Origin of the sequence: Paenibacillus hebaui, from assembly GCF_051934385.1 — a bacterium.
Classification (GTDB): Bacteria; Bacillota; Bacilli; order Paenibacillales; family Paenibacillaceae; genus Paenibacillus.
Genome location: NZ_CP196836.1, coordinates 822,312 through 840,610, shown reverse-complemented (window position 1 = coordinate 840,610; position 18,299 = coordinate 822,312). Strand labels below are relative to the sequence as shown.

The following is an 18,299-nucleotide window of genomic DNA, read 5'->3' as shown; positions in this document are numbered from 1 at the left end:
CTTAAGAATTACGCATAATGATGGATTCAAGCACGTTCGCTACGTCTTCACAAGCATCTGTTGTCGTCTCAAGACGCTCGTAGATTTCCTTGCGTTTGATCAGCTCAATCGGATCAGACACAGTAGCGAAAAGATGTTTGATACACATACGCAGTACTTCGTCACCCTGGTTTTCCAGATCATTCAGACGAATGGTGTACTCGCGGATCGCCAGCAATTTTTTCTGTGACAGCAAATGGATAGCCTTCTGAATTTCGTAAGCCGATTGGCGCAGAATTTCAGCAAACTGTACGATGAACTCATCCGGTTCAGTCAATTGGTACATATAGAAACGGGAAGCAGTTGCCTCAAGTCCGTCCAATACGTCATCAAGCGTTGTTGTCAGCTCCATGATATCATCGCGCTCGATCGGCGTGATAAATGTTTTGTTGAGTTCTGTAATGATCGTATGCACAAAATCATCACATTTCGACTCGTACTTCTTCATTTCATTGGCAAAAAGAGTCACATCTTGAAGGTTGGAAACTTGCTGGGAGAAATAATCTGCCGCTTGAACAACCGTATCTGCCATGTTCTCCAGTGTTTCAAAAAATATATCCTTCTTCTTCTTAAACTTCATACCTCTATCCCCTTTACGAGAAATTGCCGATAACCGATGAAACATGAAATGACAACCTTTGATATCTTATCATATTTGTTTCATGGTTTGTACAAAAGGTGTGATCCTTTTTTATATTCTTATCACATTCATCTGAAATGAATCTTAAATATTTGGAATAATGGCAAAATCAAGCTATATATTTTACACTGCATTTACAAATCGACATTAAAATCAGATTCGACACCATTCCACTTTTCATGCAAAAGTGCAATTTCATGCTTTTATAACTACTCCATTGACGCTTGTTTCATCTTTTTCTTTCATTTCATTCAGTTATTGCACAGCCAAATTCACATGACTCGCAAATTCCGGTTGATTCGGAACAATGCTAATGAAGGTCTTTCCAGGTACAAGAGCTACCTCACTGCCCTTTTGAACAAAACGAATGATATCGCCTTGCTTCTTCACCCACTGTCCACGAATCATTTTGCCCTTCTGGAACAGCATTGCATCTCCGCCCTGCTCAAGATTGACAGACAATCTGCCCACACTATCGAGCACCTTGTGATTCGCCCCGGCTACAATAATGTTGGCTGCTCCGATCTGATCGCCGTTATCCACATCCTGATCTGCCTTACCGTTCACCAGTCTCATATATCGTCCGCTAACTTCATCATAATCATACGTCACACGGTAACTATCCAATAAGTAATGAACTCCGAATTGCTCCGCTGTCTCTCCACCTGATGTGGAGCCTTCTTCATTGTAAGTGTAGACTGGCGACTTACTATCGCGACTATAACCCTTGATATCCGAGCCTTCTCTCAGCTTGTCCACAGAGGTGTATAGATTATGTGGGGCTTTACGATCAGATGAACGCCAGAAATAAGGCCCGCCATTCGAAATCTCATCCATATGTTGTTTTTGCTGTCGTTGTAAAATGGAATAGGCCGCTGGGCTACCGCCTGCATGAATAAGCACCCCATCATAGCTTTCGCCAAGCTCAATCAGATACGGACGTATGCTGCGTACAGGTCCGACCGTCTCCACACCGCCTTCACTCTGGAAGATGGCAATAAAACGGGTAATGCCTCCCTCTGCAAGCACTTCGATAATAATATCGGCTGAACTCAGACCTGACTGGGGCCGAGCTGCAGGTGCATTGTTAATCATTACGGCCAGTGGGCGCCTCGAGATCCTTTCATCAACAGGCAGACCTGTGAGAGGTGCCGTGTAGAGTGAAGTGTTCAGCTCTTTTGTGACTTGTTCTTCCTGTACGGGTGCTGGAATGGACTCTGGCTGCGGCGGCGTCTGGGCCACCTCCTGATTCTGACAAGCTACCAGACTCATGGCTAAAATAAAAAGCGACGCAGCAGACACTGCTTTGTTCCATTTCAATGGCTTCAATATATGACCTCCTGAACGATATGGCCTGGCTCTAGGCTGTGACAATTCTCTCATGTAGGCAACCATTTACGTATTACTTTCCATTTAATCACACACAACACGATTTGTCTGCGCCTAGAAAGCCTTGATGTAACCTGAATTTTACATTTGAAACAACCGAATGGGAGAAAAATATGTCCTAAATGTGAACTTCTTAAACCTTACTTAAAATTTGAACTAGATTGTGATTTTAATCACAAACAAGATGACTTATGGACTATACAATAAAGACATCAAAGGTGATCACTTAGAAAAAGAAAAAAAAAGAAACACACACACTAAATTCCATGAAGGAGTGGTTTATATGTTCAGCACCAACCAATGGCTTAGAGAAAACAAAGTGGCAATGTGGATTTTAACAGTACTTCGGGTGTATATCGGGTATGACTGGATGACTCATGGATGGAGCAAACTGACTGGCGGATTCGAAGCTGGCGGGTTCCTTGCAGGAGCAATTGGGAAAACAACGGGTGATCATCCAGCAGTTCAAGCTTGGTGGGGAACGTTTCTTGAGAAATTCGCATTACCAAATGCAGGGCTGTTCGACTTCATCATCCCTCTCGGTGAATTCCTTGTAGGTGTGGGTCTCATTCTGGGCTGCTTCACAACACTGGCTGCACTGATGGCTATGGTCATGAACTTCGCGTTCCTCTTCTCGGGAACAGTAAGCACGAATGCACAACTGGTAGTAATGGAAATCTTCCTTGTAGTTGCTGGTGCAAATGCTGGTAAAATCGGTTTGGATCATTGGGTACTGCCTTACATCCGCGGATTGTTCACACGTAACAAAAGCAGCCAGCCTAAAGACACACCGACAATTACTCCAACTCATAAAACAGCCTAATCCATAAACAAACCTTCAGCCCTGCTCCCATCCCCCTGGAGAGCAGGGCTTTTACTATCCTTCCATCTCCTTATGTGCTCAATCTGACTTGCTCTTCCACAGAAACAAGTATTATGATGAACATAAAGTTTATAACCAAAGGAGTACAATACATGCCGACCCAGCGCCGTATTGAGATGGATGCCGACTTCCAGGAAGCTATGGATATGCAGCACAAGATTCGGGTTTTTAAAGATAACCACCAGATTGATTCCGGTGGCATTATTATCCGTTTTGACAGCAAGACCATTGTCGTCCAGTCCAGTGTAAGCGAATTGGCTTATCATTCGCGTACAGACTGTGAGTTCTTCGAGATCCGCAAGTAAATAAACAACGTGCGCAACGCTTAAGTATTAGAAAAAGGTTCCTGTAGCCAATCATACTGGCTGCGGGAACCTTTTTTGTCTAAACGTTTCAACTAAAAACCTTTTCCATTTACCCCGCTTAACAGCAGAATAAGCCACATTAAATCCCTTCAGATTCTGTTGTCTGCTCCAAGTTACATGCCGTCTCCAAACTGCCAGCAGTTCAAACTGAGCGTACCGTAAGGATACGACTGAAATAAACGCTTCGCTGATCGGGATATATCGGCCGTACCCATAGCGTAGAACAAGGGAGCGAGGTGTTCCGTTCCATAAGATGGGACGGCCATGCGGGCATGAGGAGCTTTTTTCTCATATTGAAACAGTTCTCTTGTGTTCCACTGCTCCAAGCGCTCCCCTATCCAGTTATCGAATTCCACTGCCCAATCTTGGGGCTCATCATCGCTGCCAAGCATGCGCAGATTATGAACCGTTCCACCGCTGCCAATGATCAGCACATCATCATGACGGAGTTGTTCCAGCATCCTGCCAATATCGTACTGTTCCTGCGGGGAACGCAGAGAATCTACCGATACGGCAATGACAGGAATATTCGCCTGTGGATACATATGTAGCAGCGGCACCCATACGCCATGATCCAGACCTCGGCCTCGAATCGGCTGATAGGGCAGATTGCTTCGTGTGAACAAGGCACAGATCTCGTTTGCAAGCTCCGTTTGGCCAGGTGCGGGGTAATCCATTGTATACATATTCGAGGGATATCCGTAAAAATCATGCAAGGTCTGATGTGTATCATCCATCGTCACGGACGGTTCGGGACAATCCCAATGTGCCGTAAATACAACAATGGCTTTCGGAGCCGGCAGCCTGTCTCCAAGCTGGTTCAAGAAGTGAGTGTAGTCATTGCTCTCCACCGCCAAAGCGGGAGAACCATGCGCAATGAAAAATGCGGGTAATGTCATTGCTGCCAACCTCCAGACACAGATAGAATGGTTACCCTTCTATTTTACTCCGAAGAAGGCGCTTTTCCAAGCTAACTCCCCAAACAGATGCAATCCGGTGCGTATGCTCCGGGCGGATTACTCCATTTTGGCTGTGTGATGTTCCAACACATTCAAATCTATCGTCCTATGACCTCTCTTAGATCATCCAGTGCTGCCAATCCTGCTCGATCTTCTGACGCTCTCCCAGCCATTCTCTGGTACGCGTGATCAGTTGTTCCCGCTCTTTACCTGAAGAGAAAGTATGATCTCCCTGGAAGATAATCTCTTTGTCGCAACGGCCTTCCTGGCGCATCCAGAATACCTTTTGATATAGGAATGCGTAGTCAACAGGAATGATCTCGTCAGACGTTCCATGCACGACCAGAACATCCCCATTGAACTTAACCGCTTCCTGGAACGGTTGCTGCTCACCCAGTGACTCAAAGAACGCAGGAGTGAACCTGTAGCCGAGATAATCCGCAGATCCCAATTTCACGCCTTCATCGTATACGTCACGTCCGGTAATCTTCACGATATCATTGAACGGATATCCCACGGAAGACCACATCACCAGGTTCTTGACACGTTTGTCACGAACAGCGGCCAGCAGTGCAACTGCCCCACCCAGACTATGACCAATCAGAGTTACACGGGTTGGATCTACATCACTGCAGTTCACGGCATAATCCAGTACGGAACGTGTTTGGGTAACCATGGACTCCAGTCCTTCTGCTCCGTACTCACCGCTGCTCTCCCCGCAGCCAATATAATCGAAGCGCAGAACCAGATACCCATCTTCGGCCAGCTCACGGGCGGTCTTCACAAACAGACGATCCACACCGATCCGACTTCCTACGAAGCCATGGCAGATGACAGCCAGAGGTACGCGCTGTTGGTGATTCCCCTCCTTGATGTCTTTCACGACCGGATAATGAATCGTGGCTGTTAATTCTTCTTGCCCATGACGAATACTGATCTGACGCTCCATGCCGATTTCCCCTTTCCAATCTTGCCTTTCGTTGTTCATTTCTTAATTATATATAAATCCGATAAGTTTAATGTGTATTAAGGTGGTATTAGTATATTATCATCATGCGATCCTCAAGTCAACGTGAGGAAATGTTCTTTTCCATCCATGGCTTGTCTACATTTATCGGTATTTCCCAAAAAAAATGAGCCATGCTGACAGCAGCTGACCCGAATCGTTTCTAATCTTATTTATAGGCAACATAACGTACTCATCCGAGTTTCTTGTCAAAAGCGGGGCGGGCTATTCGTAACTACGCCGGAACATCTCATGGGTCTCCACGCGCCCCTGCCAATCATGCTCATGCGCAGAATTCGAGTTCTCCCAGAGGCTCCCTGCCCGAAAAACACCATCTGTAAACTCTTCTCCAAACTCAGTATCCTCCAACGTCTCTTCCAGAGGTATAACCTCATCTGAACCTCCGCGGAGAATTGCTATTCATCAGCAGTTTCCTTGTTAATTTATCTGTTTGTTGATCCATCCTTGGCACACTCCAATCCCTGGTTTCTGTTGGAAATGCTACTATTGTGGTGGAATCGCCTGTTCTTTATTCATTCTTCACACAATCGTTAGATATGGAATGACGATACGCATATTAACGGTGAACCACGGGGAAAATAAACCATAATTCACAGGGAACATTTGCCTCGGATTCCTTCTGGTGAAAGGATTGAGTTCATGGAACACATCTTGGATTGGATTCGTAATCATGGAAAACTGGTGCTCCTATGCACCTGTGTCATTCTAGCCTGCGCAGGGCTATGGTCCAATCACAAACAACTGTTTTATAAGGAATGACTTTGCGAAACGAGAGCCCTTCCCGTATACTAAAATACCGTCAGGGTCTCCAGAGAACCGGGGATCAGAACGTGTGTAGACAGGGGGAGCAATCATTGGGGATTTCCTATAAGAAGCTTAAAGAAATACAGAATCGGCAGATGACCGAGATGAGTCGAATGACACCTGAAAATGTGAAACTGTTTGACCAGCTCAGCACTATTGCGCGCCATACATCAGCCGATGAGAGAACACAGGAAGAATGGATTCTCTCCACCGGGAGAGCAATTGTACAAGCTCAGCGTGAGGATAAGCCCGCTCGTGAGTTGTTTGGGCCTGATCTGGAACAACATATTCACCTCCAACTTGGTGTGGCTGATAAGCAACCGGATGCCACTACAGCTGGTACGAGTGTTCGCCGATCCAGAGGTTCCGGTACGGTTGCGAATTCCACTGGGAACAAGAACAAACCCAATAAAGCCAGTGCATCCAACAAAAAGGCAGAAACGGATGAAGCCAAACCGGTGGAGACATCGGATGAGATCAAACGGACTCCCAAATGGTACGTTATGATCGCTTGGGCAGCTTTGTCTTTTGTGATGCTGATTCAAGGTGGTGTAGGGCTATTTATTGGCTGGACTGGCGGAAATACGGAGCCATTTAGCCATATCAGTCTATTTTCGCTCATCGTTGCAGCGGTTGGCGGAATTGCGCTGGTAGAAATGCTTCGTCGTCTGGCAGAGCGGCCAGATGATCAGGGGGCAGACATGATATCCAGACCGCAGGTCAATCTTCGTGGGATCGTCATCTACATTATCATCGTTGTGCTTGTCTTGTTTGTGGGTTATCCACTCCGTGACCGCCTTCCGGTGTTCACTTTGGCTCCATGGATAAGTCTTGTCATCGGAATTATAGGGATGGCTACGTTGAGACCACTCTTTGGGCAAAAGAAAGCATAATGACTGGCCTTGCGGAGCAGTAAAGTTGAAGGATATCGTTTTCCTTGATAGGGTAGTACGATATGAGATAAGTCAAAAATGGGGCCATAGAGGCCCCTTTTGTCATTCTCAGGCGAACTTCAAAATGAATGTTCTCCGACTTGAAGTCCAAGTCCGAAACAGCATGCCTGGTCATCCTTCCGAAGGGTGATCAGCCGTATCTGTAGAATGGTTCATTTTAAGCTGATTGCGATGCTTGATCTCCTTGCCTGGAGTCTCTCCGAATTCTCGCTTATACATGCGGATAAAATAGTTCACTTCCATCCCTACCGTCCCCGCCGCTTCCCTTACACTCGCTGCTGGGTGCTTGTCCAGCCATTCGGATGCCTTCTGCAAACGCAATCGCTGCATATACTGATGTCCTGTGACACCATATGTCTGATGAAATAGCCGGTTGAGATGTTGTACAGAATAACCAACAGCTTCAGCCACATGCTTTAGTAGGAGATCATCCTGATAGTGAGTATGCATCAGCGCTACAGCACGAGTGAATGCCTCATTTCCCGAATCGGGCTCATTCGGAAGTATGGATCGTGATATGTCCAAAATAAGCTGGTAGATCACCATCGAGGTATTCCATGCTTCAGTCATCCCTTTGTCCAGCGAGTGCCAGATGTCAGTCATTCGATTCCAGAATTGTTCAAAACCGGACAAGTTGCGCGGCTCGTCATGCAACAGTCCTGCCGATCGAAGCACTGATCCTGCTGATTCGCCACCAATACCGATGTATCCAAGCTCCCAGCTATTCTTGGAATGAGGAATATATTCATGCGCCACCCCGGGCTCCATCACCAAAAGTTGCCCTCCCTCCACCGTCCATACTCCCTTGCCAGGAACTTTAAACTGCCCTTCACCGCTGCGTGACAAAAAAAGCTGATACACCGGAAATCCCTCCGGTCTATACTGCACTTTCTCTTCTTGTGATCCAACACAATACAGGTACAGAGGCAACCGGGAATCCGGTAGGCCAGCCAAACGAAATGCAAGCATTCCATCATTCCTTTCGGATCATGCTCTTCCTGCCCCTATTATCCACCTGCTTTCCCAGTTGCAGCAACGGCCCAACGAACCCTTTTAGCGACAAGATTTTCATTAAACAGGTGCGGCAATCACGTCGGCTTAACGAAAAGACTCCCTTTCCGTGTGGAAAGGGAGTCCTTACTATCATTGCAGTTACTTTATTACCAGGGTCTTTAGCTCTGTGGTGCTGGTGGTACTTCGCCACTTGGAACCGGAGTTACAGGCGCAGCTCGTTCCAGCTTAACTGTACCCGATGGAGCAGAAAGAGCATGGGTATGGGTTGTTGTATTTCCGGCAACAGACAGAATATATGCTTTGTATTCATTTCCAACTGTAAGTTCAGTTCCAGATGAATCTTTAGTACCCACAGTCAAGTTCATTTCACCTGTCAAAAGTTCTTCCGGAGAAATAACTCTATAATTGTTGTTTGAGCTTGCCGAGGCCGTATTCAAACTATCTGATCCTTTAACCATAAAAAGTCGATATTGGGATATTCCAGTTTCATCCAACGGTTTATTGAATATCACTTTGTAACTTGCATCCGTTGCTGAACTGGTATTCCGAAGTTCTTTTACCGTCGCTGTTTTAACTTCAGTAACTTGGGCAAAGATATTAAACTCATTGGAAGCAGGCGACAGATTGGAAGCACGTGCCATGCTGTCTGATACTGATAACACAAACACTCTGTATTTCTGCCCTACAACGAGTCCCTTCCCATTAATATCTCGGTGTCCATTGTTTAACACGATTGGATTTCCTGCATCATTTTTGTTGATATCAATATAAGAATTAATCCCAAGTGCAGAACTTGTATTAAAACCACTTACTTGACTCGCAGGCACAATCAAAACACGATAACCGGCAATCCCATTTTCAGAAGACGCTTTGTTGAAACTGATCCTAACATCCGAAGAGTCTCCTGATTGTCCCTGATCTTTCACAGTTACGGTTACATTGCTCACTGCCGCCACGGCGGTATTGGAAGCCAATGTGATCGTTCCTGAGACGGAAGACAGTGCATTGGCAAGGGAGCCGTTATTGTTTACGGCCATTACATATACTTGATAGGCGACACCATTTACAATCGGACTACCATCTACTGTTCTCGAACTACTTGTGAAATTGACAGTCTGGTTATTTCCCGTTTTACCTACATACGTATAATTTGCAGTATTCGTAATTCCGTTCGCTGTGTTCAGATTAAACGTACTATTCGACTTCACCACAAACACCCGATAGTGATTCACATTCGTCTCATCCGCCGATTTATTGAACGTCACACGCAGATCGCTGCCATTGCCACTATCCCCAATATCACTTGCCGCCACATTACTCGGAGCTGTTACAGTAGCGTTCGGAGCCAACGTGATCTGTGAAGAATAAGAAGACAACGCATTCTGACTAGAGTTCCCACTTGAGCTTACTGTCAGGACAAATATACGATAGGGAACATTATTGGAAACAGTGTAACCATTGGTATCTACCGCGTAGTTCGGAAGATTAACCGACAGATTCCCCCCTGTTTTGTTTACCTGAATGTAATTGTTCGACGCATTAGCCGCGCTTAGCGTAAAGCTGCCCGCATTGCCAGAACGTACAACATATACCCGGTATGCCAGAACCTTGGATTCATCCGCAGCTTTGTTAAAAGAAACCCGCAGATCGCGACCGTCACCATAGTCACTCACATCTGTAACTGCTAAGTTACTTATAACTCCCGCGTTACCGTTCGTTGTCAGTCTCAGCAATGTTGATGAAGAAGACAACGTATTGGTATATCCATTTTGCTGGTTGCCTATAGCCATAACATAAATTCGGTAATCCTGCAGGTTCGTTACGTTATAACCACTTGTATCCTTCATGGATGAAGGCAATGTTGTTGTAATGTTATTGCCTGTTTTGTTCACGGTATAATACAAACTGGAAGACAGGTTGCTTGCCGTAGTCAGGTTGAAGCTGCTCGCCACCGAGTTGCGCACCACGAATACACGATAGTTAGCGACCTTGGACTCATCGGACGAGCGGTTAAAGCTCACCTGAATGTCACGGCCATCTCCATAATCCGAATTATCTCTGACTTGTGTAATGACAGGAGCTGTTGCTGAATTTACACCCAGCGTTAACGAAGATGAAGCTGCCGACAGCTTGTTGTCTGCTGTTGTCGCATTGGAGCTAACGGACATAATGTAGACCACATAAGCTGTGCCACTTCTGATCAATTCGCCGGACGTATCACGTGTTGAAGAAATCAGCTGACTCTTGACCGAAGTACTGTTGCCTTTGTATATGATCGTTGAATTCGAGCTGGACACTTTGTTCGCTGCGGCCAGATTGAACGAGGAAGAATCTTTCGCTTTGACTACAAATGCACGGTAGTTCGTAATATTGGACGTGCTGCTCGGTTGGGTGAAATTAATCTCCAGGTCACGACCATCGCCATAGTCACTAACATCTGCGGCCCGCAGGCCGGCTACTGCCTGTACCGTCGTTTTGACATTGTTCAGTTTTAGAACTTGGGAAGACCACCCTAGCGTGTTTTTGGAACTATTGCTGCTATTGCCCACAGTCAGTACATACAGACGATAGGTTTCATTGCTATTAAGCAGATCACCGTTCACATCACGCGTCTGTGCATTAAGCGTCAGTCTGGGGTTACTGCCATTTGGAGTGACGGATCTATAGTTAGCAGCAGGTACCGCAGATGCCGTCGACTCGTTAAAACCGTTCACATCGCGCGTTTTCACCAGCATAATCCGATATGCGGACACTGCCTTCTCGGACGTTGGACGTGTGAAGCTGACGGTCAGATCCCGGCCATCTCCATTACTTCCAGATACAGCACCGTAAATATTCCATGCTGCATATTGCGTAGTATCCACAGGTGGCGTGGACGTTGTTTTGATATCTACCCGCTGTTTGCGGGAATTCCAGAATACTTTCTCCCCAAAGGCTTCACTCACAAAACGAATCGGAACCATGGTGTTCCCCTTAATCGTGTTTGCAGGTACATCCAGTGAGATTGCTTCCCCATTGATGTATGCCGTTTTGGAACCAAGTTTCAATGAAACTTCCTGATCTCCGCGGCTTGCAGTAATCGTTTTGGTTTTGTTGGTGTAACGTACATCTGCATCCAAGCCTTCAAAAATAGACCGAAGTGGAACCAGTACGCGCCCACCCTTCATTACAGGTGCCTGAGCAGATGACAACTCTGCATCATTAATATATATACTGATTCTAGCAGCTGCATCCATAACTGATGTAGGCAGTGCTGACATCAACATGGCCGATACAGCCAGCGCTGACATTACCTTTTTCACTTGTTTTCCTCCCGCTTTCCTCATATCCCATATCCCCATTCTATCAAATAGTTAAAATCATATAGATTCGTTGTTTATCCCGATAATTCCTGTATTTTCCTATGCACAACTAAGACGTTCCGAACGGCTCAAAAGTTTCCAGTCCCTCAAAAAACATTTTCGCAGAAATGTCTATCCATCATCCACCCTCCAAAAGTTAAAAATAACAGAAGAATTTGTCATCATTCCGAAACAACATCCATCCCCTATTGGGTTAAAGTATAGTGACTAGTGAATACCAGCCTATCATTTTCTAAACTACGGGAGGTTCATCCTTATGACATCAACGTTCCTATCTTCCAAACGTAAAGGTATTCGAATTCTTGTTACAGCTACGGCCGTCGCCATGCTGCTCCAAACGGCTGCCGTTCCGCTATCCGGTGTCGCTGCTGCCGCTTCTTCCAAAACAGATGTCAAAGTAACGACCAGCAGTTCAACCACCATATATAGCACCTTTCAATCCATGCTCAAAAAAAAGAACGGCTTACCCGCCGCTGATACTTATCTGGAATCTCATATCAAAAAAGTAACCACACATCACGCGACCCTGATGATGCTGCAATTGGAGAACGCGCGCATGAAGGCGCTGATATCCATGACGGATCGCTTGCTCGTTCCTAACGTTCAGGACAAGATGCTCAAGGCATACCAGATGAACGACAGCTTCACCAAACTGATGGAACGCACCAAGGATTCTAATCTGCGCGCCCTGTTAAAGGAAGCCCGTGACAGCGGCTATCGCCTCGTCATGCTCGAAGGATCGCTATATCCCATTATGAATTATTCGGCATTCCAGAAATATGACTCCGAGATTAAAGAAGATATTTCAAGCTACATCGACATCATGGCGAGGGAAACGAAAAATTTGCCTGCGGATGACGGTGCCCTCGTTATCGGCTATCAGCAAGTACTCCTTCGAGCACTCAGTCAGGAGAGTTTCTGGAGCTTTATCCAAAATCCAGCCGAGCCAAGCAAGTACAGGATCTGTTGAATAGTTATACCCTGTATACCTTTTATGGGCTGAACAATACACCGCTCTTTGATTATGAAACGAACAAGATGGCTGCGAATGCCCAAAGAGGATACAATGGCGTATTACAACGTCTTGAATCCGTTGATAGTAAATTCCTGACCAAGCTGGGTGCCTTTATGGATGTGGTGAAGGAAGCCAAGTATGAGAAAACAGCAGTGGTGGAGAAATGGCTTGACAAGAATGTTCCTACCGAGGAAGAAGCCAATTATTAAATAATTTTTGGTATTAATCTCCTCCATAAACACAGAGAAAACCGACACAGGATTCACTCCCATGTCGGTTTTCTCTTCATTCTATTGATGTTCTCTTTCACAAGTCAGGTCCTATTCGGGACTATAAAATCGGCTTGATCATATGGTTATACTCATGTCCAGCAATAACAATCACATCATCCTTGGTATATCCCTGCCGTTCGTACAGCATCAAGGCACGGCCATTGTCACGCTCAACGATCAGGGACACCTGAGAGTGACCCAATTCCCTGCCCTGCTGCTCAAAAGCAGCCATCAATGCCTTGCCGATGCCCTGCCCCTGATATGCTTCACTTACCGAAAGAGTATCCAGATAATACTCCCCCGGACGGGTTTCTTTGACCAATGCATATTTCGCATCTGCACTTCGTCCAGGCCGATTCAGAATCGGCTGGTCCAGACGATCTGCCTCTCCACCATCATAAGCCACCAAAATTCCCGCGACTTGCTCATCCTGTTCCATTACCGTTATATTGCGATAGCTAATCCGATTGTCTTCCTGCACATAAAACTGCTGCAAAATCTGCATCGCTTTCTCATGGTCATCTTCACCCGCCAGAGCATAGGCAATATCACCAATCGCCTGATAAAGCAAAGGAATAACTTGTGCTGCATCTTCCTTTCGAGCGGGTCTCAACTGAGGATATGTCTCAACATGGTCTGTATTCACATTGGAATGATTCATCAGATTAACATGTTGAACAGATTGAGATTTTTGTTCAGCTCGGTGTAGGCAATGCCTTTCCGATTCATGCGTTCGATCAGCGGCTGGTAATCTTCCTTGTACATCAACTCAATCCCCACCAAGGCAGGTCCGTTTTCCTTATCATGCTTCTTCGTATATTCAAAACGGGTGATGTCATCATTCGGACCCAGTACTTCCTCCAGGAATTCGCGCAAAGCTCCTGCACGTTGCGGGAAATTGACCATGAAATAATACTTCAGGCCTTCATAGATCAGAGAACGTTCTTTGATTTCCTGCATCCGGTCAATATCATTATTTCCACCACTAATCACACAGACCACCGTCTTGCCTGCAATCTGCTCACGATATTGTTCAAGTGCAGCAACTGCCAGCGATCCGGCAGGCTCCACCACAATAGCATTTTCATTATATAGTTCCAAAATGGTCGTACAGGCTTTGCCTTCAGGAACCTTCACAATATCGTCCAACAAGCCACTACAGATGTCAAAGGTCAGATCACCAACCCGTTTCACCGCAGCACCATCCACAAACTTATCAATATCATCCAGGGTGACAACCTGCTTACGGAACATTGCCTCGCTCATGGAAGCTGCCCCAAGGGGTTCCACGCCGATAATACGCGTCTCCGGACTGACGGTTTTCATATAGGTCCCAACTCCGGCTGCCAGACCACCGCCGCCAATGGTCACGAATACATAATCGGCATCTTCATCAAGGCTTTCCATGATCTCCATTGCCACAGTACCATTGCCCGCAATAATCTTCGGTTGGTCAAACGGATGGATAAATGTCATGCCCTGTTCATTACACGCACGCATCGCTTCTTCATAAGCATCGTCATACGTATCGCCTGTCAGTACAACCTCAACATTACTTCCTCCAAATCGGCGTACCTGCTTCACCTTCTGGTTTGGTGTTGTACTTGGCATGAAGATTTTGCCGTGGATTCCCAATGCGTTACAGGAAAAAGCAACCCCCTGCGCATGGTTACCCGCACTCGCACAGACAATGCCTTTCTCCATCTCTGCCGGAGTCAAACTGCGAATCATATTGTATGCGCCACGGATCTTGAACGACCGCACCACCTGCAGATCTTCCCGTTTGAGATAAACATTACAATTATATTTGGCCGACAACACAGCATCCCGTTGTAACGGCGTTCTTACAATGACTTCACGCAACACATGGTGCGCGCGCACGATATCTTCCATGCCAACACTGGCACGATCGGGGATTATGGTCCCTGTTGGTTCTTGTTCCACTGGTTTCATCTCTTCTCCACACTCCGCTATCTTGGTTGGCAATGCACGCATTACTTTTTCTTTCTTTTTATTGTATCACTTTTGTTCTGTTCTTGCGCCTGAGCCCAAATCATTTACCATTCGCAAAATCTCATCAAAATAAAGCGTATCTAATTGAAAATGATTATCATTTACTTGATTATAGAATATTCCATCCTTTACGACAAGGCATGGTGTGCATCTGCCCTCCCCTCGACAATGGATACCAAAAACCCGATCCATTCAAGGATCGGGCAGGTAAATAGACTGCATATAGCCGTTTGGAGAAATATTTAAGTCATTATTTTATAAAAATCTATATCAAACAAACCCATAACTCATTCAAATGATTACCCGGTTAGTAACGTTTGCATAACACCAGTCCACAGCTACTTACCAACAAGGCTCACGCCTGAGTTTTATACCACGCCGCCGCGGCTTCTGCCTCGGTACGCGTTAACTGGTGGCCCTGACGCTCCAAGTGTATGTGAACATCGGCACCAGCACCGCTAAGCAGTGAAGCCAGTTCATCCGTTTCGCGTTTCGGCACAATCGGATCATTCTCTCCCGCTCCAATGAAGACAGGCAGGCCTTTCATATCTGGTAGTTCCAGACCGCGCAGGGGTACCATCGGGTGGTGCAGAATGGCTCCTTTGAATACGTTAGCCTGATGGAACATCAGACTTGCGGCAATATTGGCTCCGTTTGAATAACCCAGTGCAAAGACATTGGAACGATCGAATCCATATTCCACAGCGGCTGCATCCACGAAAGAACCCAGTTCTGTTGTCCGTGCAATGAGGTCTTCTTCATCGAATACACCTTCCGCCAGACGACGGAAGAAACGGGGCATCCCGTTCTCGGATACGTTACCACGTACCCCCAGAATGCCTGCTCCTGGTGCGATCATCTCGGCCAGACCTACCAGATCATTCTCCGTTCCTCCTGTGCCGTGCAGCAACAAAAGTGTCGGGGCATCCGGCTGAGCACCTGCTTTATAGATATGTTTCATTGTATTTGTAGTGGTCATGATTTGGAATCCCCTTTCCATTCACGTACTTGAATAGGTGGCAGCATCTGTTCAATCTGCTCGCGTTGTGGTTCGTACCATTCAGGCAGCATCAGTTTCTCACCCATGCTCTCCTCTGGTTCATCCCGTGCAAATCCAGGAGGGTCGGTAGCCAGTTCAAACAGTATACCTCCCGGCTCCCGGAAATACACAGCATTGAAGTATTGGCGGTCAATGACAGGGGTTGGATGGTAACCCGCTTTTTCAAGATCCTGCTGCATTTGTTCATGCTCTGTATAGTCTTTTGCACGCCACGCAATATGGTGTACCGTTCCGGCTCCACCAATACCGCGCTGAAGGCCGGTGGATTGAATATCGATGAGCTGACCAATATCACCACTCGCCTGCAAACGGATGATTCCGTTCTCTTCTCCAACCTGCTCCAGACCGAGCATCGTTTCCAGCACGTGAGTCGTTTTGTCAGGTACATGGCTGAATAATACAGCTCCACCAAAACCTTTGATCGCATCTTCCGGTGTTACACCGTTGTATGCCCACTTGCTTGGCTGACCGTCTTCACGCTCGACCAGTTCGAGCAACAAACCACCTTTATCGAAGAAACGAATATACTGCTCGCCAAATCGTGTTTTATTTTCAAACGGGATATCAAAGGAAGTCAGACGTTCTTTCCAGAATAGCAGACTGCCAACCGGAATCACAAATACGGTTACTCCAGTCTGACCTGTACCGATGACACCTCTTCTTGAATTTTGCTGAGGGAAGAAAGTCATGATCGTTCCTGGTGCACCTTCTTCATTACCGTAATACAGATGATACACATCAGGTGCATCAAAATTGATTGTTTTTTTCACCATTCTAAGCGCCAATACACCTGCGTAAAAATCAACATTTTTCTGTGCATCGTCTACAAAAGCCGTAATGTGATGGATTCCTGAAGTTCTGAACATAATCTCCACTCCCTTGGTTTTTAATTTTCTCATGGTTGTATTTAGCAGTTCGTTATTCATTGCTTTTGTTATTTATCTTTAAATTAAGATTCTTTAAATTTATATTAATCCATTGGACACCAATATGCAAGCTTTTGTTTAAAATTAAAATATCGCGAGTGTTTAGCCAGTTGGACTGCAGCTTCAGGACTTCATTCAGTATCACGAAGAAAAAAACAGGCCCCCGATCACATCGGGAACCTGTTTTTCCTTACTCTTATTCGATTGCTTATGATTTCTACCCTAACATTTCATCGCAATACGTTAGGTCAATTTCAATTTCTTAGGCGTGTAGACCAGATCTTTGCCATCGTATTCATCTTTGATATCTCCGACAATCTCTTCAAGGATATCCTCCATCGTAACCAGTCCAATCGTTGCACCCTCAGCATTGTACACGGATGCGATATGGGAACGATTTTGCTGCATCTGAATCAGAACATCCTTAATCGGCGATAACTCCGAGAATTTCATCATGTCATGAACGAAAATATCCATACTAAAGGCCCGACCTGCCGCAACACTTGTCAGCATCTCCTTTGTATGGATAAATCCAACGAAGTGGCCCTGATTTCCGTTTTCGATGACAGGGTAACGCGTGTATTCATGCTGCCTCAGAACCTCGATCATCCGATCCAGCGGCATTTCTTTGTCCAGCGTAACAATTTTATCTTTTGGAATCATAATCTCCTGAAGCAGACGCTCGTCAAAAGCAAAAATGTTTTTCAGATAGTCCAGCTCAGTCTGATTGATTTCACCACTCTCATAACTCTGTGCCATAATCAGCTTCAGCTCTTCTTCGGAGTGAACCGTATCGTGACCGGCAGGTTTTACACCAAATATGCCAAGCAACAGACGAGCAGCTCCATTCAGCGCATAGATGAACGGGTTCATGATCTTACCAAACCAGTACAGCGGTGGTGCGAGCATAAGAGTCATTTTCTCTGCAAACTGGATCGCCAGTGTTTTTGGTGCCAATTCACCAATAACAACGTGTAGGAACGTAATAAGCGCTAGGGCGATACCGTAGGAAAGCACGGTAGACAACGCAGCCGGCACTTCCAGTCGCTCAAACAGCGGATGTAGCATTTTCTCAACGGTAGGTTCACCCAGTGCCCCCAAGACCAGCGCCGTGATGGTAATCCCCAATTGACATGCAGATAAATAATAATCCAGATTGTGAGCTACTTTTTTGGCCAATACCGCTTTTTTGTTCCCTTCCGAGATCAATTGATCTATTCGGGACATCCGTACTTTTAGAATTGCAAATTCTGCTCCAACAAAAAAGGCTGTCAGACCTATAAATACGGCTACTAAAAATAAATTCAAGGCTATTATTCCGTCCAATGATTTCCCTCAGGTTGAGGGATTCACCTCCAATAAAATTTAAAATAAGGTTGCACGAGTGACGTTCCGGTTACGGATCGTTCTTCCGATCGCCATTGCCTACAAATTTCCCTGATTGTTGTTTTCAAAGGTTTAAAATTTGTTTGCAAACGCGAACGCTACGCTTCTTCAGAATCGATTCCGTCCCCTACACTGCTACGTTGCCAAAACGTTTAAATTCAGTGAGCAGCTGCCATGTTTGGCCTAACGGTT

General features: G+C 45.9%; 16 protein-coding genes. 5 read left to right on the top strand and 11 right to left on the bottom strand.

The features are described 5' to 3' along the window. Nucleotide 1 precedes the first annotated feature (1 nt). Both ACR32F_RS03740 and ACR32F_RS03735 read right to left on the bottom strand, forming a co-directional pair. Nucleotides 2–619 (bottom strand): DUF47 domain-containing protein, encoded by a 618-nt coding sequence (locus ACR32F_RS03740; protein ID WP_440116279.1) that lies wholly within the window; start codon nt 617–619, stop codon nt 2–4. Between the two features lie 315 nt (nt 620–934). Continuing rightward, nucleotides 935–2,008 (bottom strand): DUF3048 domain-containing protein, encoded by a 1,074-nt coding sequence (locus tag ACR32F_RS03735; protein WP_440116277.1) that lies wholly within the window; start codon nt 2,006–2,008, stop codon nt 935–937. A 343-nt stretch (nt 2,009–2,351) separates the two neighbouring features. Here ACR32F_RS03735 and ACR32F_RS03730 point away from each other — a divergent pair, with 343 nt between their 5' ends. Together ACR32F_RS03730 and ACR32F_RS03725 are read left to right on the top strand one after the other, a co-directional pair. Next, nucleotides 2,352–2,891, top strand: a complete 540-nt coding sequence (locus ACR32F_RS03730; RefSeq protein WP_440116275.1) for a DoxX family protein — start codon at nt 2,352–2,354, stop codon at nt 2,889–2,891. Between the two features lie 152 nt (nt 2,892–3,043). Next, nucleotides 3,044–3,256 (top strand): hypothetical protein, encoded by a 213-nt coding sequence (locus tag ACR32F_RS03725; RefSeq protein WP_440116273.1) that lies wholly within the window; start codon nt 3,044–3,046, stop codon nt 3,254–3,256. A gap of 173 nt (nt 3,257–3,429) precedes the next feature. On the opposite strand, the gene ACR32F_RS03720 is transcribed toward ACR32F_RS03725, so the two are convergent. Together ACR32F_RS03720 and ACR32F_RS03715 are read right to left on the bottom strand one after the other, a co-directional pair. Continuing rightward, nucleotides 3,430–4,215 (bottom strand): DODA-type extradiol aromatic ring-opening family dioxygenase, encoded by a 786-nt coding sequence (locus tag ACR32F_RS03720; RefSeq protein WP_440116271.1) that lies wholly within the window; start codon nt 4,213–4,215, stop codon nt 3,430–3,432. Between the two features lie 178 nt (nt 4,216–4,393). Beyond that, entirely contained in the window at nt 4,394–5,224 is an 831-nt protein-coding gene (locus ACR32F_RS03715; RefSeq protein ID WP_440116269.1) for an alpha/beta hydrolase, read from the bottom strand. Between the two features lie 932 nt (nt 5,225–6,156). Between ACR32F_RS03715 and ACR32F_RS03710 the strand changes: the two genes are divergently transcribed. Beyond that, nucleotides 6,157–6,999, top strand: a complete 843-nt coding sequence (locus tag ACR32F_RS03710) for a hypothetical protein (protein WP_440116267.1) — start codon at nt 6,157–6,159, stop codon at nt 6,997–6,999. Nucleotides 7,000–7,170: 171 nt separating this feature from the next. Here ACR32F_RS03710 and ACR32F_RS03705 read toward each other — a convergent pair whose 3' ends face one another. Together ACR32F_RS03705 and ACR32F_RS03700 are read right to left on the bottom strand one after the other, a co-directional pair. Beyond that, nucleotides 7,171–8,028, bottom strand: coding sequence for an AraC family transcriptional regulator (locus ACR32F_RS03705; protein WP_440116265.1), 858 nt, complete (start codon nt 8,026–8,028; stop codon nt 7,171–7,173). A gap of 203 nt (nt 8,029–8,231) precedes the next feature. Beyond that, nucleotides 8,232–11,375: a stalk domain-containing protein gene (locus tag ACR32F_RS03700; RefSeq protein ID WP_440116263.1), complete on the bottom strand. Its 3,144-nt coding sequence runs from the start codon at nt 11,373–11,375 to the stop codon at nt 8,232–8,234. 316 nt (nt 11,376–11,691) lie between these two features. Between ACR32F_RS03700 and ACR32F_RS03695 the strand changes: the two genes are divergently transcribed. Both ACR32F_RS03695 and ACR32F_RS03690 read left to right on the top strand, forming a co-directional pair. Continuing rightward, on the top strand, nt 11,692–12,405 hold the full coding sequence (locus ACR32F_RS03695) for a hypothetical protein (protein ID WP_440116261.1): 714 nt from the start codon (nt 11,692–11,694) through the stop codon (nt 12,403–12,405). After that, nucleotides 12,402–12,659 carry a hypothetical protein gene (locus tag ACR32F_RS03690; protein WP_440116259.1) on the top strand — a complete coding sequence of 86 codons (258 nt, stop codon included), beginning with the start codon at nt 12,402–12,404 and terminating at the stop codon, nt 12,657–12,659. Before ACR32F_RS03695 ends, ACR32F_RS03690 begins: the two co-directional genes overlap by 4 nt. A 121-nt stretch (nt 12,660–12,780) precedes the next feature. Here the strand turns inward: ACR32F_RS03690 and ACR32F_RS03685 are convergent, their stop codons facing one another. From ACR32F_RS03685 to ACR32F_RS03665, 5 genes are all read right to left on the bottom strand, one after another. After that, nucleotides 12,781–13,383 (bottom strand): GNAT family N-acetyltransferase, encoded by a 603-nt coding sequence (locus tag ACR32F_RS03685; protein ID WP_440116257.1) that lies wholly within the window; start codon nt 13,381–13,383, stop codon nt 12,781–12,783. Beyond that, nucleotides 13,383–14,675: a threonine ammonia-lyase IlvA gene (gene ilvA, locus ACR32F_RS03680; protein ID WP_440119671.1), complete on the bottom strand. Its 1,293-nt coding sequence runs from the start codon at nt 14,673–14,675 to the stop codon at nt 13,383–13,385. Before ilvA ends, ACR32F_RS03685 begins: the two co-directional genes overlap by 1 nt. A 415-nt stretch (nt 14,676–15,090) precedes the next feature. Then, nucleotides 15,091–15,696: an alpha/beta hydrolase gene (locus ACR32F_RS03675; RefSeq protein WP_440119670.1), complete on the bottom strand. Its 606-nt coding sequence runs from the start codon at nt 15,694–15,696 to the stop codon at nt 15,091–15,093. A gap of 14 nt (nt 15,697–15,710) precedes the next feature. Beyond that, complete coding sequence (locus ACR32F_RS03670) at nt 15,711–16,664, bottom strand: ring-cleaving dioxygenase (protein WP_440119668.1); 954 nt, start codon at nt 16,662–16,664, stop codon at nt 15,711–15,713. Between the two features lie 300 nt (nt 16,665–16,964). Further along, nucleotides 16,965–18,047, bottom strand: a complete 1,083-nt coding sequence (locus ACR32F_RS03665; RefSeq protein ID WP_440116255.1) for a hemolysin family protein — start codon at nt 18,045–18,047, stop codon at nt 16,965–16,967. Between the last annotated feature and the right edge of the window lie 252 nt (nt 18,048–18,299).

Coding starts and splice junctions, on each gene's coding strand:
- ACR32F_RS03740 (WP_440116279.1), bottom strand. CDS start 619: ATGAAGTTTAAGAAGAAGAAGGATATATTTTTTGAAACACTGGAGAAC.
- ACR32F_RS03730 (WP_440116275.1), top strand. CDS start 2,352: ATGTTCAGCACCAACCAATGGCTTAGAGAAAACAAAGTGGCAATGTGG.
- ACR32F_RS03725 (WP_440116273.1), top strand. CDS start 3,044: ATGCCGACCCAGCGCCGTATTGAGATGGATGCCGACTTCCAGGAAGCT.
- ACR32F_RS03720 (WP_440116271.1), bottom strand. CDS start 4,215: ATGACATTACCCGCATTTTTCATTGCGCATGGTTCTCCCGCTTTGGCG.
- ACR32F_RS03715 (WP_440116269.1), bottom strand. CDS start 5,224: ATGGAGCGTCAGATCAGTATTCGTCATGGGCAAGAAGAATTAACAGCC.
- ACR32F_RS03705 (WP_440116265.1), bottom strand. CDS start 8,028: ATGCTTGCATTTCGTTTGGCTGGCCTACCGGATTCCCGGTTGCCTCTG.
- ACR32F_RS03695 (WP_440116261.1), top strand. CDS start 11,692: ATGACATCAACGTTCCTATCTTCCAAACGTAAAGGTATTCGAATTCTT.
- ACR32F_RS03685 (WP_440116257.1), bottom strand. CDS start 13,383: ATGAATCATTCCAATGTGAATACAGACCATGTTGAGACATATCCTCAG.
- ilvA (WP_440119671.1), bottom strand. CDS start 14,675: ATGAAACCAGTGGAACAAGAACCAACAGGGACCATAATCCCCGATCGT.
- ACR32F_RS03675 (WP_440119670.1), bottom strand. CDS start 15,696: ATGAAACATATCTATAAAGCAGGTGCTCAGCCGGATGCCCCGACACTT.